The sequence below is a fragment of the Corynebacterium sp. MSK122 genome (assembly GCF_030229435.2).
Lineage (GTDB): Bacteria > Actinomycetota > Actinomycetes > Mycobacteriales > Mycobacteriaceae > Corynebacterium > Corynebacterium marquesiae.
The window spans coordinates 1-16,997 of record NZ_JASPHV020000021.1 but is presented as its reverse complement, the minus strand read 5'-3'; the positions used below and the strand labels follow the sequence as shown (position 1 = coordinate 16,997).

The window sequence follows — 16,997 nt, the reverse complement described above, 5'->3', positions numbered from 1 at the left end:
CCGCGCAGGATTTTCGGCAACTTACCGGAAACCGCCGCGGAATTTCTCCATATCGCGGCGTTCCTTCTTCGTCGGCCGACCGGCACCACGCGGGCGCACGGGAACCGACGGCATAAACTCCTTGGGCGGCGGCGGTGGAGCGTGATCCGTATAGCAGGTGCGCGCGACGGGCGCGCCCACGCGCTTGGCAACGGTCGCTAATACCTCGAGGTCATGCTCGTGGTGGTTGCGCCACACGCGCACGCGGTCGCCCGGCACCACCTGTTGGGAAGGCTTGACGGCCTCGCCATTGATCTTCACGTGCCCGGCGCGCACGGCGGTCGCGGCCGCGGACCGGGTTTTAAACATGCGGACGGCCCACACCCAGGCATCGATCCTGACGGGGCGGCCGCTAGGTTGCGGTGCCGGCATCTAGTACTGGTTGTGGTTCTCGTTGACGATCTTCTGGATCTTTAGCCAGTTATAGCCGCCACCAACCACGGCAACGATGGCACCAATTAGCATCCAGGCCCAGAAACTAGCCGCCGAAAGCACGCCGAGCACTGCGCCCACACCGAGGCCGCCGGCCACGCATACGACGGCGTTGCGGGAGTGCTTGCGCACCTGCTGCTTGCGCTGCGCAATGGGGTTATTCGGTCGTTGCTGCATAGTCATGGTCAGGATCCTACCTCAACCCAGGCGCTGCCCGCGTCTGCCGCTTCGAGCTGGCCCTGCGAGATCGCTGCCAGCGTAGCTTCCAGCTCGTCCAGCCCACCAGGCCGCACGGCCAGCGTAAAAGTCACCGCGGCCGCATAGGCGGTATCGGTTATCTCATAGCCGCGCCCGCGCAGGTCTGCTTCTACCCGCCCGGCCGTCGTATGCGGGCACTCCACCGCATAAAGCTCTCGGCGCGCCCTGGTTACCGCCCGCACCTTCTCCATGGCCTCGCTCACCGCGCCGCCATAGGCATGCACCAGTCCGCCGGCCCCCAGCTTGATGCCGCCGAAGTAGCGCACGACCACCGCGCATACATCGAGCATGCCGGACCCCTTCACCACGTCCAGCATCGGCTTTCCGGCCGTTCCGGAGGGCTCGCCGTCATCGGAAGAGCGCTCCACCGGGTTCGCGCCGTCGACGTGAAAGACGTAGGCGGAGCAGTGGTGGCGGGCATCGGGAAAGCGGCTGCGGGCGGCGTCGATAAACGCGCGGGCCTCTTCCTCGTTGGTGACGCGACCAATCAAGGTAATAAACCGGGATCGCTTAATTTCAATTTCGTGTTCAACCTGGCCCACGGGGCGACGATAAGAATCCTGCATTAGGCCACGAGGAATTCGTACTCGGGGGTGCCGGGCTTGAGGTACTGCACCGAAATCTTGGATTCTCCCATGCGCTCTAGCAGGCCGTCGAGGTCCTCGGCGCGGCTAAGCTGCAGGCCCACCAGCGCAGCGCCCGTCTCGCGGTTATTGCGCTTTAAGTACTCAAAGAGCGTGATGTCATCGGTCGGGCCCAAAATCTCGTGCAAGAAGTGGCGCAACTGGCCCGGCTCCTGCGGGAAATTCACCAAGAAATAATGCTTCAGGCCGCGGTGGACCAAAGAGCGCTCCATGATCTCGGCGTAACGCAGCACGTCATTATTGCCGCCAGAAATCACGCACACCACCGTCGAACCGGGCTCCAGGTCCAACTGGTGCAGGCCCGCTACCGACAGGGCACCGGCCGGCTCCGCAATGATGCCCTCATTTTGATACAGATTGAGCAGGTCCGTACACACCGCGCCCTCGGACACGGTGTCAAAGCTCAGGCGCTCGCGATTGGCGTCCAAAATCTCATAGGGCAGCGCGCCCAAGCGCTTTACGGCCGCGCCATCGACGAAGGGGTCGACCTCCTCCAGCGTGACCGGGCCGCCGTGGTCAAACGCCGCTCTTAGCGACGCCGCCCCTTCCGGCTCCATGCCCACCACCCGGGTGTGCGGTGCCATATCCGCCACGTAAGAGGTGATGCCGGAAATCAGGCCACCGCCTCCCACAGGAACGACGATGGTATCGAGAGACTTGCCCTTGGCCGAAAGCTGCGCCAGAACCTCCGCCGCGACCGTGCCTTGTCCGGTGATGGTATCGCGGGCGTCGAAGGGCTCGATGAAGGTGGCGTCGCGCTCGGCGGCGTCGGCATGCGCGGCCGCGGCTGCTTCATCGAAGTTGGCGCCGACCACCACCAGCTCCACCTGGTCGCCGCCATGGACCAGGATGCGGTCGCGCTTTTGCATCGGCGTGGGCTCCGGCACAAAAATCTTGCCGGCTATGCCCATCGTGCGGCAAGCATAGGCCACGCCCTGCGCATGATTGCCAGCCGACGCCGTAACAATTCCCCGGCCGCGCTCTTCCTGGGGAACATTCGACATACCGTTTAACGCGCCGCGAATCTTATAGGAGCGCACGTCCTGCAGATCCTCCCGCTTGAGATAGACCTCGCAGCCCGTCTCGGCCGACAGCCGGGCGCAGTACTGCAGCGGGGTCGGGGCGATTTCCGAGCTAATCCGCGCCTGCGCCTGCTGGATATCGGATGCATGGATGGTCGAATCAGTCATGTCTTGACAGTCTACCCATTCACTGGAAATTCACTGTCCTTTAGTTGCACCGTTACCTCCATCAGCAATAGTGGACATAACCACAAGAAAGGAATATCTATGCTCAAGCGCATCTCTCTGCGTTACCTCCTCCCTCATCCTGGCCTGCGCCCCGACTGCCCACGCCCACATCGTGGATAACGTGCTGGAACACTCCGCCCCCAACGCCGCACTGCAGCTAACCCCCATCGGTTCCCATAAATCCGGCATACTGGAACCGATGACGAATGCTCTCAAGCAGCTGGGCGTGCGCTTCTAAGCACTGAATAATTTAGCCGCTCCGGAGTTTCGGAGCGGCTTTAGGCGTTTTTAGAAGAGTTCGCGGGTAGCGATATCAGCGCCCTCGACCAAGGACCGCAGCTTCGCCCACGCAATCTGGGGATGCAGGCGGCCGCCGAGGCCGCAGTCGGTCGACGCAATGACGTTTTCCGGGCCGACCACCTCAGCGAATTGAATGATGCGATCTGCCACGAGGCGCGGATGCTCGACCGCATTGGTGGAGTGCGAAACCACACCGGGGTAAATCACAGTGCCCTCCGGCAATGCGTGGTCCTGCCACACGCGCCACTCATGCGCGTGGCGCGGCGAAGCGGCCTCGAAGGAGAATCCTCCGACCTCGGCACGCAGGATTTCCTCGACGATGTCCGCAAAGGGCACGTCGGTAACATGCGGTCCGTGCCAGGAGCCCCAGCAGATATGCAGGCGCGTTTGTTCCTTGGGCAGGCCGGCGATGGAATCATTGAGGACGTCGATGCGCTCGCGGATAAAACCACGGAAGTCCTCCACCGACGGCTCCGGGTTGATTTGGTCCCAAGCCTCGGCCAAATCGGGCGCGTCGAATTGCACAGTAAGCCCAGCATCGGTGATGGCCTGGTATTCGGTGCGCATGGCACGGCCGACGTCGGCGAGCAGCTCATGCTCATCGTCGTAGTAGCGGTTGGTCAGGCGTGCGGCCGAGCCGGGCGAAAGGGCGGCGATGAAGCCGGGGGTGCCGGCTGGAAGGGCGTCGGCAAGCAAGCGCACATCGGCGGCGACTTCATCTTGGCCGATGTAGGTTACCGGTCCGGTGAACTCTGGGTTCGCCACCTTGGCGCGGCCGGTGAAGATGCCAGAATCCGGATCATTATAGGCCTCCGAGAACAACGCGCGGTCGCGGCGATCAATAAACGACGTCAGCCGCGGCTCACCCGGCTTGGAGCGCACCACCTCGGCCGATTCCCAGCGGTCGGTATCCGTCATCGTCAGCCCGCCCAGGCGGCTAAACGAATAATTCCACCACGCGCCATAATCCACCGCGCCAGAGGTGATATGGCCGTACTCGCCCTCGTTAATGATATCGAGTCCGAGATCGAGCTGCCGCTTGACGACGTCCGCCACCGCAGCCTCCAAAATCTCCTGAAACTCCGCGTCCGGCAGCTCCCCGCGCTGCAGGTTGGCTTCCAGCAGCTCTGGGGTGCGCGGCAGTGAGCCGACGTGGGTGGTGCGAATCTTGTTAACCATCAGGTTTCCTCCATCAATATAGACTGTGCTGTCTAGATTAGTGGAGGGCGCCTGCCGCCGCCGAGTTTAAATTCAGCCTAATATGCCCGCGCCCATGGTGGCCTTGAGGTCGCCCATGAGGTTTCCGGATCGCTCCACACGCAGGTGGTCGCCGAGGATCATGGTGGTGGACTCGGAGCCATCGACAAGCTCGAGGTAGACATCCGACTCGCCCTGGTTTTTGAGCAGGACCTGCTTGAGGCGGGCAATGTTTTCCATGGTGCACTGATCCGTGCGCATGGTCAGCCGCAGCGGCAGGCCGGCGCCACCGCCAGGGCCCAGCTCCGGCACGCGGATATCGGAGCAGAACAGCGAGCGGCGCTCATCGCGCACCTTGACGTTCACTCGCGCGAGGATGATATTGTCCTCGACAATCTGCGGGGCGACGAGCGAGTACACCTTGTTGAATACCAGGATTTCCACCTGCGCGCCGTTGTGGTCTTCCACCGTGACAATGGCCCACGGCGAGCCATCGCGCTTGGAAAAGCGACGGTCCACGCCCGAAATGATGCCGCCGATGATGAGCTCTTGGCCGTTATGCACCTCGTCGTTGAGGATCTTGGTCAGCGGCGTATCCGTCTGCGCGGCCAGCGCCTCCTCGAAGCCATCGAGCGGGTGGCCGGAAACATATAGGCCCAGCATCTCGCGCTCGAGGGCAAGTTCGTGTTTGCGATCCCAGTTGTCTTCCGGGATATCCAAGGCAAAGGCGTTGGAAGCTGCGTCTTCCTCTCCCCCGCCGATTCCAGCGAAGAGATCGAACTGGCCCTTATCCGCGGCCTTCTTGGTGGTTTGCACCGCATCCACCGCGTCCTCGTGGATGAGCATGAGGCCCTTGCGCGGGTGGTTCAAGTCATCGAAGGCGCCGGCCTTAATGAGCGCCTCTGTCACGCGCTTGGTGCAGGCGGCGAGCTCGATCTTGTCCAGGTAATCACTAAACGAGGTAAACGCGCCCTTGTCGTGGCGGGATTTGATGATGGATTCCACCACTTCCGAGCCGACATTGCGGATAGCGCCCATGCCGAAGCGGATATCCTCCCCCACCGCCTGGAAATCCTCTTCGGACTCGTTGACGGACGGCGGCAGCACCTTAATGCCCAAGTGGCGGCAGTCCGAAAGGTAGATGGCGGACTTATCCTTCTTATCGCCCACCGAGGTCAACAGCGCGGCCATATATTCCGGTGCGTAGTAAGCCTTGAGGTAGGCCGTCCAGAAGGACACCAAGCCGTAGCCCGCGGCGTGGGACTTGTTAAACGCGTAGGACGCGAAGGGCTCGATGGTGCCCCAGAGCGCATCCATGGCGGACTTAGAGTAGCCGTTTTCTTGCATGCCGCCCCAGAACTTGTCGTACTGCTGGGCCAGCACTTCGGGCTTCTTCTTACCCATTGCCTTACGGAAGCCATCTGCCTCGCCGGCCGTGTAGTTGGCGACCTTCTGCGAGATACGCATGATCTGCTCCTGGTAGACGATGAGACCGTAGGTCTCATCCAGGATTTCCTTGAGCGGCTCTTCCAACTCCGGGTGAATTGGAGTGATTTCCTTACGGCCGTTCTTACGGTCCGCGTAGTCCCAGTGGGCGTTCACGCCCATCGGGCCAGGGCGGTAGAGCGCAAGGGAGGCCACAATATCCTTAAAGCCGGTCGGCTTCATGCGCTTGAGCAGCTCTTGCATGCCGCCGGAGTCGAGCTGGAAGACGCCCAGCGTATCGCCGCGCGAGAGCAGATCATAGACTTTGGAGACCTTGGGGTCGTCGGCATGCAGCTGCTCTAGGTGGACTTCTTCGCCGCGGTTGCGCTTGATGTTTTCAATCGCATCGCCGATAACGGTGAGGTTGCGCAGGCCCAGAAAGTCCATCTTCAGTAGGCCAATGGCCTCGCACGCCGGGTAGTCCCAGCCGGTGATATAAGCGCCGTCGGCCGGGCGCTTCCACATAGGAATGTGGTCCATGAGCCGGACCGAAGCCATAATCACCGCACAGGCGTGTACGCCCGCCTGCCTGACGACGCCCTCCAAACCCCGCGCCGTGTCATAAATCTTCTTCACATCCGGGTCGGATTCCACCATCTGGCGGACCTCGGCGGCCTCGGAGTAGCGCTCGTGGTCCGGGTCCGTGATGCCCTTGAGCGGAATGTCCTTGGCCATGATCGCCGGCGGCAGCGCGCCGTTGATGCGGTCGGCCATCTGGAAGCCGGGCTGACCAAAGTGCACCTTGGCTGAGTCCTTAATGGCCTGCTTGGTCTTCACCGTGCCGAAGGTAATCACCTGCGCCACCTTGTCTTCACCCCAGCGCTCCGCCGCATAGGTAATCATTTCGCCGCGACGGCGGTCATCGAAGTCGATATCGATATCGGGTGCGGACGGACGCTCAGGGTTCAAGAATCGCTCGAAGAGGAGATCGTGCTCCAGGGGGTCGATATTGGTAATGGTCAGCGCGTAGGCGACAAGCGCGCCGGCCGCCGAACCACGGCCCGGCCCCACACGAATGCCCACGGAGCGTGCATGCTTAATGAGCTCGGCCACGATGAGGAAGTAGGACGGGTAGCCCTTCATCTCAATAACGGAGATCTCATACTTGGCGCGCTCGATATATTCCTCCGGAACATCCTGGCCGGGGAAGCGCTTTTGCAGGCCCTCCATCACCTCATGGGTGAGCCAGGAAGTTGGGGTGTGGCCCTCGGGGACGTCGGCAATAGGCATGCGATCGTGGGTGTGTTCTTCCCAGATCTCGCCGTAGTCTTGCACGCGCTCAGCAATCCACAGGGTGTTATCGCAGCCATCTGGAATCATATCGTCCCAGGTCTCGCGCATCTGCGCGGCCGACTTAATGTAGTAGCCGGTGCCGCCGAACTTGAAGCGGTCCGGGTCCATGAAAGTCTTGCCGGTCTGCACGCACAGCATCGCCTCGTGCGCTGGCGCCTGGGATTCCAGCACGTAGTGGCAGTCATTGGTCACCAGCGGGGGCAGGTCTAGCTTGCGGCCGATTTCTAGCAGGCCATCGCGCGTGCGCTTTTCGATGTCCAGCCCATGGTCCATCAACTCCAAAAAGAAGTTGTCCTTGCCGTAGATGTCCTGCCACATGGCCGCGGCCTCCAGCGCCTCGTTGAACTGGCCGAGGCGCAGGCGGGTCTGGACGTCGCCAGAGGGGCAGCCGGTGGTGGCAATGATGCCGTCTGCGTGCTCGGCGATGAGCTCGGCGTCCATGCGCGGCCATTTGCCCAACTGACCTTCGTAGGAAGCCAGCGAAGACAAGGTAAAAAGGTTGCGCAGGCCGGTGGCGTTCTCCGCGATCATCGTTTGGTGGAGGTAGGCACCAGAGGCGGAGACGTCGTCGCGCTTTTGGTCCGGCGTGCCCCACAGCACGCGCTTTTTGTTGAAGCGGGATTCGGGCGCCATATATGCCTCGATGCCGATGATGGGTTTGACGCCGGCGCCGGTCATGCGGCGGTAGAAGGCATCAGAGCCATACATATTGCCGTGGTCGGTCATGCCGACGGCCGGCATTTCTTGGCGGACCACCTCGTCTGCCAGCATATCGACCTTGGCCATGCCGTCCAGCATGGAAAACTCGGTGTGGTTGTGCAGGTGGACGAAGGAGGAGTTTTTGGCCATGCGGCTCATCATAGCGGGGCGGTCAAAATGGACTATTATTTTGTGATGCTCTACACGCTCGCCGCCTACATCATGTGGGGATTTTTCCCCGCGTTCTTCCCTCTGTTGCTGCCGGCATCGCCGCTGGAAATCTTGGCTCATCGCGTGTTGTGGACCGCGGTGTTGGTTACGGGATTTTTATTCCTCGGCGGCCGGTGGCGCGAAATGGCGCGCATGGACAAGCGCACGTGGGGTTGGCTTGCGGCCGCGGGTGTATTCATCACGGTCAATTGGGGTACCTACGTGGTGGCGATTAATAGCAACCACGTGGCCGATGCGGCGCTGGGGTACTTCATCAATCCCCTGGTGTCGGTCGCCCTTGGCATGGTGTTTTTGAAGGAACGACTGCGGCCGTGGCAGGCCGGCGCGGTGGGCGTTGCGGCCATCGCGGTGCTGTATTTGACGTTCTTTACCGGCCAGGCGCCGTATATTTCACTGCTATTGGCGTTCAGCTTCGGCTTTTATGGGCTGCTCAAAAAGCAGGTTCGGGTGTCCTCGGCCGTCTCGGTCGCAGCAGAAGCCCTCGTGATGTCGCCGCTGGCGGTGGGCTACATCCTGTGGCTAGAAACAAGCGGCCAGGGCACTTTCGCCAGCGAGGGCGTCGGCCACGCGCTGCTTTTGGTCAGCGCCGGCTTGATTACCGCGCTGCCGCTTCTCTGCTTTGCGGAGGGCGCACGGACGCTGCGCTTATCGACGATCGGCATGTTCCAATACCTCACCCCCATCATGCAGATGCTGTGGGCGCTCTTTATCACCCACGAGCACTTTTCGACGCACCGTTGGATCGGCTTCGGCATCATCGGCGTGGCGGTGGTGATTTACGTCTCCGACTTAGTGCGCATGGCTAGGAGCGCCTAAGTTCCTCGCGGGCGGCGCGTGCACGGCGACGCGCTGCCTGTTCCTCTTCTGCCCGCAGCGCCCAGCGGGGCATCACCACGACGAGAAAAATGCCATAGGCACATACGATCCCGGAAAACACCAACGTCATCGACGTGCCGCCGGTGAAAAGACCGATAAAAAGCGCGATGCCGGATACCACCACCGCGACCCACGCGGCGATATAGGCAAACTTGTAATTGGGCATCCACTGCGAAAAGGGCTGTTTTGAGGCCATGGTCCTAGCTTAGGATCGCCACAACGCGCGACGCCTCAGTGACGCCGCGAAAATCACGTGGTGGGCCCGGTTTCTACGAGGTCGGGTGGGGGCGGATCCCAGGGGTTGACCCAGCGCACCCCGCGGGAGGTGCGCTCGAAGCGGCCATTGCGCAGCGGGCCGGTGCGATGGTCATCATTGCGGCCATTGTGATAGGCACAGGCGGTGGTGAGGTTTTTCGCATTGGTCCATCCTCCGCCGGCCCAGCTGAAGATGTGGTGGACCTGGCACTCATCGGCGGGCTTACTGCATCCCTTGACCGGACAAGTGGGATTTTCCGCCGCAGCCATCATGAACTGCTTCCAGGTGGCCCCACGGCGCATGCGGTACAGGTTCACTGGGCCCTCTACGGGGTGGAGCAAGGTGACAAATCCCTCTTCGGCGAGCGCGCGCTGGGCCAATTCGGCACCCGTAATCTGTGCGCCGTTGGTCATGGTCAGCACCACATCATCACTGCCATGGGCCACGCCGAGCAACTTATCTAGTGGCACCACAACATTAGTGCGCACGGTAGAGGTAGAGGCGCCGGTGCGGAATAAAGAGGCGACATCGGCAAGCGAGCCGGCACGCTGGTGGAGTTCTGTAATCAGCGCGGAAGATCCGGTGATAGCTAGCGTCCACGGCTTACCGGCAGCGCGGCGCCGCAACCGCACCCCCGGCTTGGGTTCGCGCGGCGCGCGCATCTTGCGCAACTTTGCGCGGGCGCGCCTTTCCATCTCCCGCGTATCGCAGGCAATGTGGGTGAGTTCGGCGCGCAGGGCCCAGGCGCAGGCTTGGGTGGGCGCGCGCCGGGCATGCTTTTCGATGACCTCCAGCGTCGGCAGCGAATGCCGGTTGCGGCGGGCCCCATCTACCGCACGTCGTTGGCGGCGGCGAAAGCGTGTGGGCCCGAAATAGACCTGTGCTAGCTGCGCAATGGATTCTGCTTCTGCATCGGGCATGCCGGCGGCGGTAAGGTCCGTGGCGGAGGCATCGGCGGCCTCGGCGAGGATATCCATCGCCGAGTTGAGTGCCGCAATATAGGCCCGAATGTGTTCCATGCCCTAGATGCTAAAAGCGCTGGGCGGCCACCGCGCGCCACAGGGGCCAGGAGGGCGATATTAGCTGGGAGGGCGGATGGCGAAGCTGCCCCAGGCGGCGTCGGCAGGTGCGGGCTCGACGGCGGCGACGGAGGGGGTGGAGGCGACGTCGGCAAGCTGGGCGCCCGACCCCCACACCACGGCCGCGCTCACCGCGGTGGGACGCTGCCCATAGGAGGCACCGATGCGGTCGAAAGCGCGCTGGATAACGGCGGCGCGGTCTTCGCCGGCGGTCGGTTCGGGGACGTCGATGGGGGCGGTGGAGCCGATAAGGATAGCGTCCATGCGCGGGGCTGCGGCAACGGCGGCCGCGGCGGCTACGGGCGGCAGATCCTCGTCGAAGGTGACAAGGGCGTAGGCAGTGGCGTTCGGAATGTCGCTGCCGGACACGCGCGCAATATACTCCGCTCGCGATTCCCCATCCGGGCCGAGCTGATCGCCTTGCACCTGCGAAGAAGCCTGGGTCCCCAAGGCACCGAAGAGAGCAAGGGCGGCAAGGAAAAGCACCGTCAGCACCGCCAAGGCCGCTAGCCGACGCCGCCGGTAGACCTTCCTCATCCCCGCAAAACCTCCAAGGCGTGCTCGAGATCTGCCGGGTACGGCGCCGCAATCTCGAACCACTTGCCGGTGCCGGGGTGAGTAAAGCCGAGTTTTACCGCGTGCAGCCATTGGCGCTCGAGCCTAAGGCGCTTAGCCAGGTTCGGATCCGAGCCGTACATCGGATCGCCCACGCACGGATGGCCGGTGGCGGACATGTGCACACGGATCTGGTGGGTACGGCCGGTCTCTAGGTGCACCTCGATGAGGCTGGCCTCGCGGAAGGCCTCGATGAGGCTGTAATGGGTGACGGCCGCTTTGCCGTCATCAAGCACGGCGAATTTCCAGCCCGACTTGGGGTGGCGGCCGATGGGCGCATCGACGGTGCCCTCGATAGGATCCGGCAGGCCCTGCACCACAGCGTGGTAGGTCTTTTTTACGCTGCGGTACTTAAAGGCATGCTTGAGCGCGGAATAAGCGCGCTCCGAGGAAGCCACGACCATCACGCCAGACGTACCCACATCGAGGCGGTGCACGATGCCTTGGCGCTCGGTCGGCCCGGACGAAGCCACGGTATAACCGGCCGCGCGCAGCCCGCCGATCACCGTCGGCCCGTCCCAGCCCACGCTGGGGTGCGCGGCCACGCCCACCGGCTTATGCACGCAGATGATATCGGCATCGCTGTAGAGCACGTCCATGCCCTCGACCAGCTCTTCGCGCGGCAGCAACGGCTTTTCTGGCTCCGGCAAAAGCACCGAAACCACGTTGCCGGAGGTCAACCGCTCGGACTTGCTCAGCTCCTGGGAATCGATGGTCACGCTGCCCTCGGCGCACAACTGCGCGGTGGCGCTGCGGGAAAGGCCAAGGAGCTTGGCCAGGGCGGCGTCGGCACGCATGCCTTCTAGGCCTTCAGGAATGGGGAAGCTGCGCATCTGCCTATTCATGCTCGGCCTTCCTTTCCTCCAGCACCATGGCGATGATGAAGATCACCACGCCGCAGGTAATGGCCGCGTCCGCGATATTGAACACGGCGAAAGAGCCGACCGAAATATAGTCCACCACGTGTCCGAACCAGAAGCCAGGGGCGCGGAAGATGCGGTCGGCGAAATTACCCAGCGCGCCACCGGCAATGAGCGCTAGGCCCACCGCCTGGCCGGAGTGGGTAATGCGCGGGGCGGCAATGGCCACGCCGAGCACAAAGACCAGCTGGATGGTGGTAAAAAGCCACGTCGATCCCTCCCCGCCCATGGAAAAGGCGGCGCCAGGGTTAAAAAGCAGGGTAAACCGGAACCAATCCCCAATAACCGCTAGGGGCTCGCCCTCCGTAAGGATGGAGAGCATTATTTGTTTCACGGCTTGGTCCACCAGCGCCACGGCGATGACAACCGCGGCGATAAGTCCTGTCTTGCTCCTTCGTTTTTGACTCACCCGCTCTATTCTAAACGGCAGCGTCCGGTATTTTGGTAAGCGTGTTTCGAGTCAAAGTTTTTGCAGCCCTGACCACAGCCGCCGTAGCGCTTACGGCGTGTTCCTATGAAAAGCCGGGACCCGCGGTAGAACAGCCCGTGGGCCTGACTATCGACGCCCCACGCGTCACCGTGGACAATCCCGGCACCGGGGAGAAAAAGCTCCTGGAATACCGGGATATCGACTCCACGCAGGACGTGAACTACCGCGTTACCGAGGGTTTTTCGCAGGACTTGCTCAAAAAGTCCGCGGCCGAGAAGTTTCAGGCCTCCGACGTCGAATCCACCACCACTACCCTGCCGCTATCGGCCAAGGTAGATAAGGCTAGCGAGGACGTTGAAGATCAGCTGCCGGCCACCCGCAATGCGTTCGTCACGGCCGGAGCCCCAGAATCGTCCGGAGACACCGATGTCTCCTCGGCCGAGGGATTTCAATTTGGCTGGCGCGGCCAAAATACAGGCCAGATGAATTCCTTGCGCTTGGCCGCACCCCAGGACGCCACGGATGAAGCCCGCGGCGCCGTCGAACAGGCGATTATGAAGCTGGCGGCGCTGCCCGTGGTTTTCCCCACCGAGGAGGTAGGCAAAGGAGCGAGCTGGACGGTGGATTCGCGCGTTACCGGCGAGTCCACCCTGCTGCAGACCACCCGCTATACGGTCGCTTCCATCGAGGGCGACCAGGTCAAGCTCAACGTGGAGGTAGAACAGCGGCCGTCGCTAGGCGCGCTGTCCTTTGAAGGCCAGGCCCAGGGCACGGAGTTGGAGGACAAGGAGCTCAAAGTAGTGGACTCCAGCACCCAGTCCAAGGGCACCATCACGGTAGACCTGACCAAGCCGCTGCCCGTGGGCGGTGACGTGTCTTTCGATACGAAGGTCATTTATGGCGCCGCCGGCTCGGAGCTGCGCGTGGTGCAGTCGAGCCTGACGGAGCTGAACTTTTCCTAGTTACTCGGCCGGGGCTTCCACAGGGGCCTCAGCTGGCGCCTGCTCGGCGCCGGCAGCCGGGGCGTCACCTTCAGCCGGGGCAGCGTCGCCCTCGGCCGGTGCCGGGGCGGGTGCGGAGGCACCGGCGCCGGTATCTGCACACATCTCCGGAACCTGTTCCGGCGGCACGGTGTTTTGGATGAGCGTGCAAGCCCACGCCTTGGAGAGCTTCCAGGTGCCATCTTCGTACACGAACTCCACCTGGTCAGCGGTCTGCTGCTGGCCGTCAGCGGTGGTGAAGTTCACGGTGGTCAGCACGGACTGCGGGTCATAGCCCGGAAGCACAGGATCGACGACCTCGAACTCGGCACCGGATTCCTGCTTGGACTGTGCCATGGTGTCAAAGATTTCCGGTGCGGTCTCGCCGCCCTGCACGGTGGCGGTCTTTTCCTGCTCAGAGGCGTTCGGGTCGGTGGCCTTGGCCAAGATGGCGTTGAGATCCGCCGGGGACGGCAGCGCCGGGGCGGCGGAATCGCCATCGGAAGAGGCGGATTCCTGCGCCTCGGTGTTGGTGGCGGCGGTATCGTCCTGCTCGTCGTCGGAAGAGCAGGCGGCCAGGGCGGTGGCCGCGGTCAGTGCGAGGCACGCGGCGCTAAACTTGCGGAATTTCACTTCTAACTCCTCACGTCTGGGTTCTAAACTCCCATCAGTTTACAGCTGCACCAGCCTTTTCCGGGCTGCGCCCGCCGCGTGGGCGAAGATTTCTTTAACCTTGGGTGCATGACCCGACTTGCTTTGATCGCCACCGGCGGCACGATCGCGTGCACCACCGTGGCCGATGGTTCCTTGGTTCCCACCGTCTCCGGCGCGGACCTCGCCGCTGAAATCGACGCCGAGGTAGTGGAGTTTCGCCAGCTCGACTCGTCATCTATTACTTTGGCGGACCTCGATGAGCTCATTGCGGTGGTCAACGAGCACACCGCGCGCGAGGATATCGGTGGCGTGATCATCACCCATGGCACCGACTCCATGGAGGAAACCGCGCTAGCGTTGGAGATTTTCTGTAGTGGCACAAAACCCATCGTGCTTACTGGCGCGCAGCGCGCCTACGATCACCCCGCGGCCGACGGCCCCACCAATCTGCGCGCTGCCCGCGAGATTGCGGCCAGCGGGCGCCCTGGGGTTTTCCTCTGCTTCGGCGGCGAGACCATCCCGGCGCGCGGTGCGCGCAAGCGGCACACCAGTGACCTGCGCGGGTTTGAGTCACTGCCCGTTCCTGGCACCACCCCGCGTTTGAATCCTGCCCCGCTGGCGTCGCAGCGAATCGAGATCATCCCCGCCTATCCGGGAGCGGGGCGCTTGCTGGTCGACGCCGCCGTAAACTCCCCCACTTCCGGTCTCATTGTGGAGGCCATGGGCTCGGGAAATATGGGCGAGGACATGGGCCGCGCGCTTGCCGACGCCCTCCACGCCGGCCTCCCTGTCATCATTTCTACCCGCACACCCTATGGCCCGACGGCGCTGGCTTACGGTGGAGACGGTGGTGGCGCAAGCCTGGGGAAACGTGGCGCCATCAACGCCGGATGGTTCCGACCGAGCCAAGCGCGAATCCTGCTCGCGGCGGCGCTAGCCACCGGCACCGATCCGGCGGAGCTGTTTACCCAGGAGGGCTAGTCCTCGCTGGTCAGCCAGTCCTGCCAATCCAGCGAGTCGAGCGGGTCTGCTGGCACGAGCGCGGGATCGTCGGCCGCGAAGGATTTGGTGCGGCCGGGACCCGTGGTGCGGGTTTCAAAGCGCACGCTCACCACCCCGTGGCCGGCGCCTTGAATCCAACCGTGGCCGTAATCGGGGTGGAAAACATCCTGCGTGGCGTGCCACTGGTTATCGGTTTCTTCTTCCACCGTCACCGTAGGCGCTGGAATGGCCGGTGTTGCGTCGTCGCTCACCCCAGTCTCATAGTCCGTATCCGCCGGTGCAGGACGCACGATCTCACGGTCGAGCTCCGGAAAAAGCACGTCTTGGCGAGCGGCCTCTAGCCCGGAATAGCTCACCCCTACCAGGCGGATGGGCCCCAACTCATCGGGGTAGCGGGCAAGCTTGAAGGCGGCAGCGGTAAGCACGGCGGCGTCGTCAGTCGCGTAGGGCAAGGTGGTCGAGCGCGATTCGATATGAAAATCCGCCATGCGCAGCTTCACCGTTACGGTGCGCGCGCCGCGCCCGTCCTTAAGCAAACGACGGTGAGCGCCCTCCGCCGCGCGAGTGATGGCTGCATCGACCTCGGGGGCAGTCTGCAAGTCTTTCGGGTAGGTGTGCTCGGTAGAAATCTGCTTAGAAATAGCACGCGGCGCCACCTCACGGTCATCAATGCCGCGGGCCAACTGCCACAGCTGCAGCCCCACCACACTGCCGATGGAAATCTCTACTTCCTTGCGCGTCATCGCCGCTAGCTGCCCAATGGTTTCTACGCCGATGGACTTGAGCTTCGCCCCGGTCACCGGGCCGACTCCCCACAGCTTGTTCACTGCAAGGGGGTGCAGCATATCTAGCTGGCGCTCCGCTGGGATAACAAAGGTGCCATCGGGCTTCGCTTCGCCCGATCCGATCTTGGCAAATTGTTTGCCCGATCCCGCCCCAATGGAGCACGGCAGACCCGTCTCTTCCCGAATGAGCGCGCGCAGCTCATCAGCCCAGCGCTTAACCTCCTCCGCGCTCGCCCCTTCTAGGGCGGCGGGTTCCATAAAGGCCTCATCGATGGAAAGCTGCTCGATGACCTCCACGTGTTGCGCGATGATGCCAAATACGCGCCGCGACGCCGCCGCATACACTGCCCGGCGCGGCTGCACTACCACCGCGCGAAGTCCAACAAGCTGCTGCGCGCGATACATCGGCATGGCCGAATGCGCGCCGTACTCGCGCGCCTCATAGGAGGCGCCGGCCACCACGCCGCGCCCACTGGTACCTCCCACCAAAACGGGACGCCCCTGCAGCGTAGGCCGGGTCAGCTGTTCGACAGATGCATAAAAAGCGTCCATGTCGATATGTAAAACCCAGCGTTGCATGCGGCCCAGTCTAATAGGCGTACCTCCACATGCACTCCTGGATGTTTGCGTGACGTTAATTAAAGCTTTAATTTCCTTCCATTTCATCGCCACCCGCCCGCAAAGTCATCTATTTAGGTTTTCAAAGACACTTTCTCCAGAAAGTAACCCTCAGCCTATGAAGCCTCCATAGTTGCACACGGAGTCCACCACTCGCCTCACTCCTTACTGCCCGAGCCGAAGATATCGACATCACAGCCCTGAGGAAACGATCGCCATTGCACGTATTTCCCCTCGTCTTGGTAGCACAAACGAAAGGCCGCACATGCCCGCTAGCATCTTCGTCTTCTCAGATCTCCACTTAGGTCTCCCTGACGCTCCTGGGCTGGACTGGGCCCTGCAGGCACTCGAGGTTGCCGCCAATAGAGGTGCCACGGCGTGCGTGTGCTTGGGCGATATCATTGACCGCAACGCTAACTCGGCCGAGTTTGTACCTCAGGTCCACACCGTTATGGCCCATGCTGTCACTCTGTTCAGCGAAGTCCACTTCATTTCCGGCAACCACGACACCCACCACAACCTGGACTTCCCGCCCGAGGTCACAGTCCACGGCACGCAGGTGCATACCTTTCACATAGGAAACTCCACGGTTCTAACCGCAGCGGTGGCCACCGATCCGGACCCGCGCCGCCTCCAGCTTCCTCCCCGCCGCAGTAACCGGCCCGTCCTCGGCCTCCTACATTCTTCCGTCACCGGTGAGTTTTCTAAAGGCACCTGCCTGCCGCTTTCCGTGGCTGAGCTACAGGCTTACGAGGCCGATGCCTGGATCCTTGGGCACGTCCACACCCCGCACACGGTTGCCGACGCCCCCTTCATCGGCTGGGTCGGCATGGGCCACGGCTTACTCTTCGACCCTGATACGTGCCACGTCACACGTTTACATTACTAGATTCGTTCCCCACAAATCCCACTTATATTTTTGCTTGCATGCAAGCCTGTCTCTTATACACATCT

Annotated in this window: 17 protein-coding genes; 4 read left to right on the top strand and 13 right to left on the bottom strand. The window is 62.5% G+C overall.

Annotated features, from left to right (window positions below; translation table 11 throughout):
• Nucleotides 1–21: 21 nt before the first annotated feature.
• The 6 genes from QP934_RS09080 to dnaE all read right to left on the bottom strand — a co-directional run bounded on the left by QP934_RS09080 (nucleotide 22) and on the right by dnaE (nucleotide 7,747).
• Nucleotides 22–411, bottom strand: a complete 390-nt coding sequence (locus QP934_RS09080) for an RNA-binding S4 domain-containing protein (RefSeq protein WP_023021235.1) — start codon at nucleotides 409–411, stop codon at nucleotides 22–24.
• Nucleotides 412–654: a hypothetical protein gene (locus tag QP934_RS09075; RefSeq protein ID WP_419127367.1), complete on the bottom strand. Its 243-nt coding sequence runs from the start codon at nucleotides 652–654 to the stop codon at nucleotides 412–414.
• A 2-nt stretch (nucleotides 655–656) separates the two neighbouring features.
• Nucleotides 657–1,295 carry a YigZ family protein gene (locus QP934_RS09070; protein ID WP_419127366.1) on the bottom strand — a complete coding sequence of 213 codons (639 nt, stop codon included), beginning with the start codon at nucleotides 1,293–1,295 and terminating at the stop codon, nucleotides 657–659.
• Entirely contained in the window at nucleotides 1,295–2,563 is a 1,269-nt protein-coding gene (gene ilvA / locus QP934_RS09065; protein WP_419127365.1) for a threonine ammonia-lyase IlvA, read from the bottom strand. Before ilvA ends, QP934_RS09070 begins: the two co-directional genes overlap by 1 nt.
• Before the next feature lie 348 nt (nucleotides 2,564–2,911).
• Complete coding sequence (locus QP934_RS09060) at nucleotides 2,912–4,102, bottom strand: cobalamin-independent methionine synthase II family protein (protein WP_419127364.1); 1,191 nt, start codon at nucleotides 4,100–4,102, stop codon at nucleotides 2,912–2,914.
• Between the two features lie 72 nt (nucleotides 4,103–4,174).
• Entirely contained in the window at nucleotides 4,175–7,747 is a 3,573-nt protein-coding gene (dnaE, locus tag QP934_RS09055) for a DNA polymerase III subunit alpha (RefSeq protein ID WP_419127363.1), read from the bottom strand.
• Between the two features lie 27 nt (nucleotides 7,748–7,774).
• Between dnaE and rarD the strand changes: the two genes are divergently transcribed.
• Nucleotides 7,775–8,644 carry an EamA family transporter RarD gene (rarD, locus tag QP934_RS09050; RefSeq protein ID WP_419127362.1) on the top strand — a complete coding sequence of 290 codons (870 nt, stop codon included), beginning with the start codon at nucleotides 7,775–7,777 and terminating at the stop codon, nucleotides 8,642–8,644.
• Here rarD and QP934_RS09045 read toward each other — a convergent pair.
• From QP934_RS09045 to lspA, 5 genes are read right to left on the bottom strand one after another with little or no spacing between them, the layout of a single operon-like run.
• Nucleotides 8,631–8,900, bottom strand: a complete 270-nt coding sequence (locus QP934_RS09045; RefSeq protein ID WP_340418725.1) for a permease — start codon at nucleotides 8,898–8,900, stop codon at nucleotides 8,631–8,633. The genes rarD and QP934_RS09045 overlap by 14 nt on opposite strands.
• Before the next feature lie 53 nt (nucleotides 8,901–8,953).
• Nucleotides 8,954–9,979, bottom strand: coding sequence for an HNH endonuclease signature motif containing protein (locus tag QP934_RS09040; RefSeq protein WP_419127361.1), 1,026 nt, complete (start codon nucleotides 9,977–9,979; stop codon nucleotides 8,954–8,956).
• A 60-nt stretch (nucleotides 9,980–10,039) separates the two neighbouring features.
• Complete coding sequence (locus QP934_RS09035) at nucleotides 10,040–10,576, bottom strand: hypothetical protein (protein WP_049377619.1); 537 nt, start codon at nucleotides 10,574–10,576, stop codon at nucleotides 10,040–10,042.
• Nucleotides 10,573–11,499, bottom strand: a complete 927-nt coding sequence (locus QP934_RS09030) for an RluA family pseudouridine synthase (protein ID WP_317026158.1) — start codon at nucleotides 11,497–11,499, stop codon at nucleotides 10,573–10,575. The genes QP934_RS09035 and QP934_RS09030 overlap by 4 nt, the downstream gene beginning before the upstream one ends.
• Nucleotides 11,492–11,983, bottom strand: a complete 492-nt coding sequence (lspA, locus tag QP934_RS09025; RefSeq protein WP_049377622.1) for a signal peptidase II — start codon at nucleotides 11,981–11,983, stop codon at nucleotides 11,492–11,494. Before lspA ends, QP934_RS09030 begins: the two co-directional genes overlap by 8 nt.
• A gap of 41 nt (nucleotides 11,984–12,024) precedes the next feature.
• On the opposite strand from lspA, the gene QP934_RS09020 reads away from it, so the two are divergent.
• Complete coding sequence (locus QP934_RS09020) at nucleotides 12,025–12,966, top strand: hypothetical protein (RefSeq protein WP_340418722.1); 942 nt, start codon at nucleotides 12,025–12,027, stop codon at nucleotides 12,964–12,966.
• Here the strand turns inward: QP934_RS09020 and QP934_RS09015 are convergent, their stop codons facing one another.
• Entirely contained in the window at nucleotides 12,967–13,617 is a 651-nt protein-coding gene (locus tag QP934_RS09015; protein ID WP_049377625.1) for a hypothetical protein, read from the bottom strand.
• 108 nt (nucleotides 13,618–13,725) lie between these two features.
• Between QP934_RS09015 and QP934_RS09010 the strand changes: the two genes are divergently transcribed.
• Nucleotides 13,726–14,619 carry an asparaginase gene (locus QP934_RS09010; RefSeq protein WP_284791552.1) on the top strand — a complete coding sequence of 298 codons (894 nt, stop codon included), beginning with the start codon at nucleotides 13,726–13,728 and terminating at the stop codon, nucleotides 14,617–14,619.
• On the opposite strand, the gene QP934_RS09005 is transcribed toward QP934_RS09010, so the two are convergent.
• Complete coding sequence (locus QP934_RS09005; RefSeq protein WP_419127360.1) at nucleotides 14,616–16,004, bottom strand: DNA polymerase IV; 1,389 nt, start codon at nucleotides 16,002–16,004, stop codon at nucleotides 14,616–14,618. The genes QP934_RS09010 and QP934_RS09005 overlap by 4 nt on opposite strands.
• A 304-nt stretch (nucleotides 16,005–16,308) precedes the next feature.
• Between QP934_RS09005 and QP934_RS09000 the strand changes: the two genes are divergently transcribed.
• On the top strand, nucleotides 16,309–16,932 hold the full coding sequence (locus QP934_RS09000; protein ID WP_419127359.1) for a metallophosphoesterase: 624 nt from the start codon (nucleotides 16,309–16,311) through the stop codon (nucleotides 16,930–16,932).
• Nucleotides 16,933–16,997 lie beyond the last annotated feature (65 nt).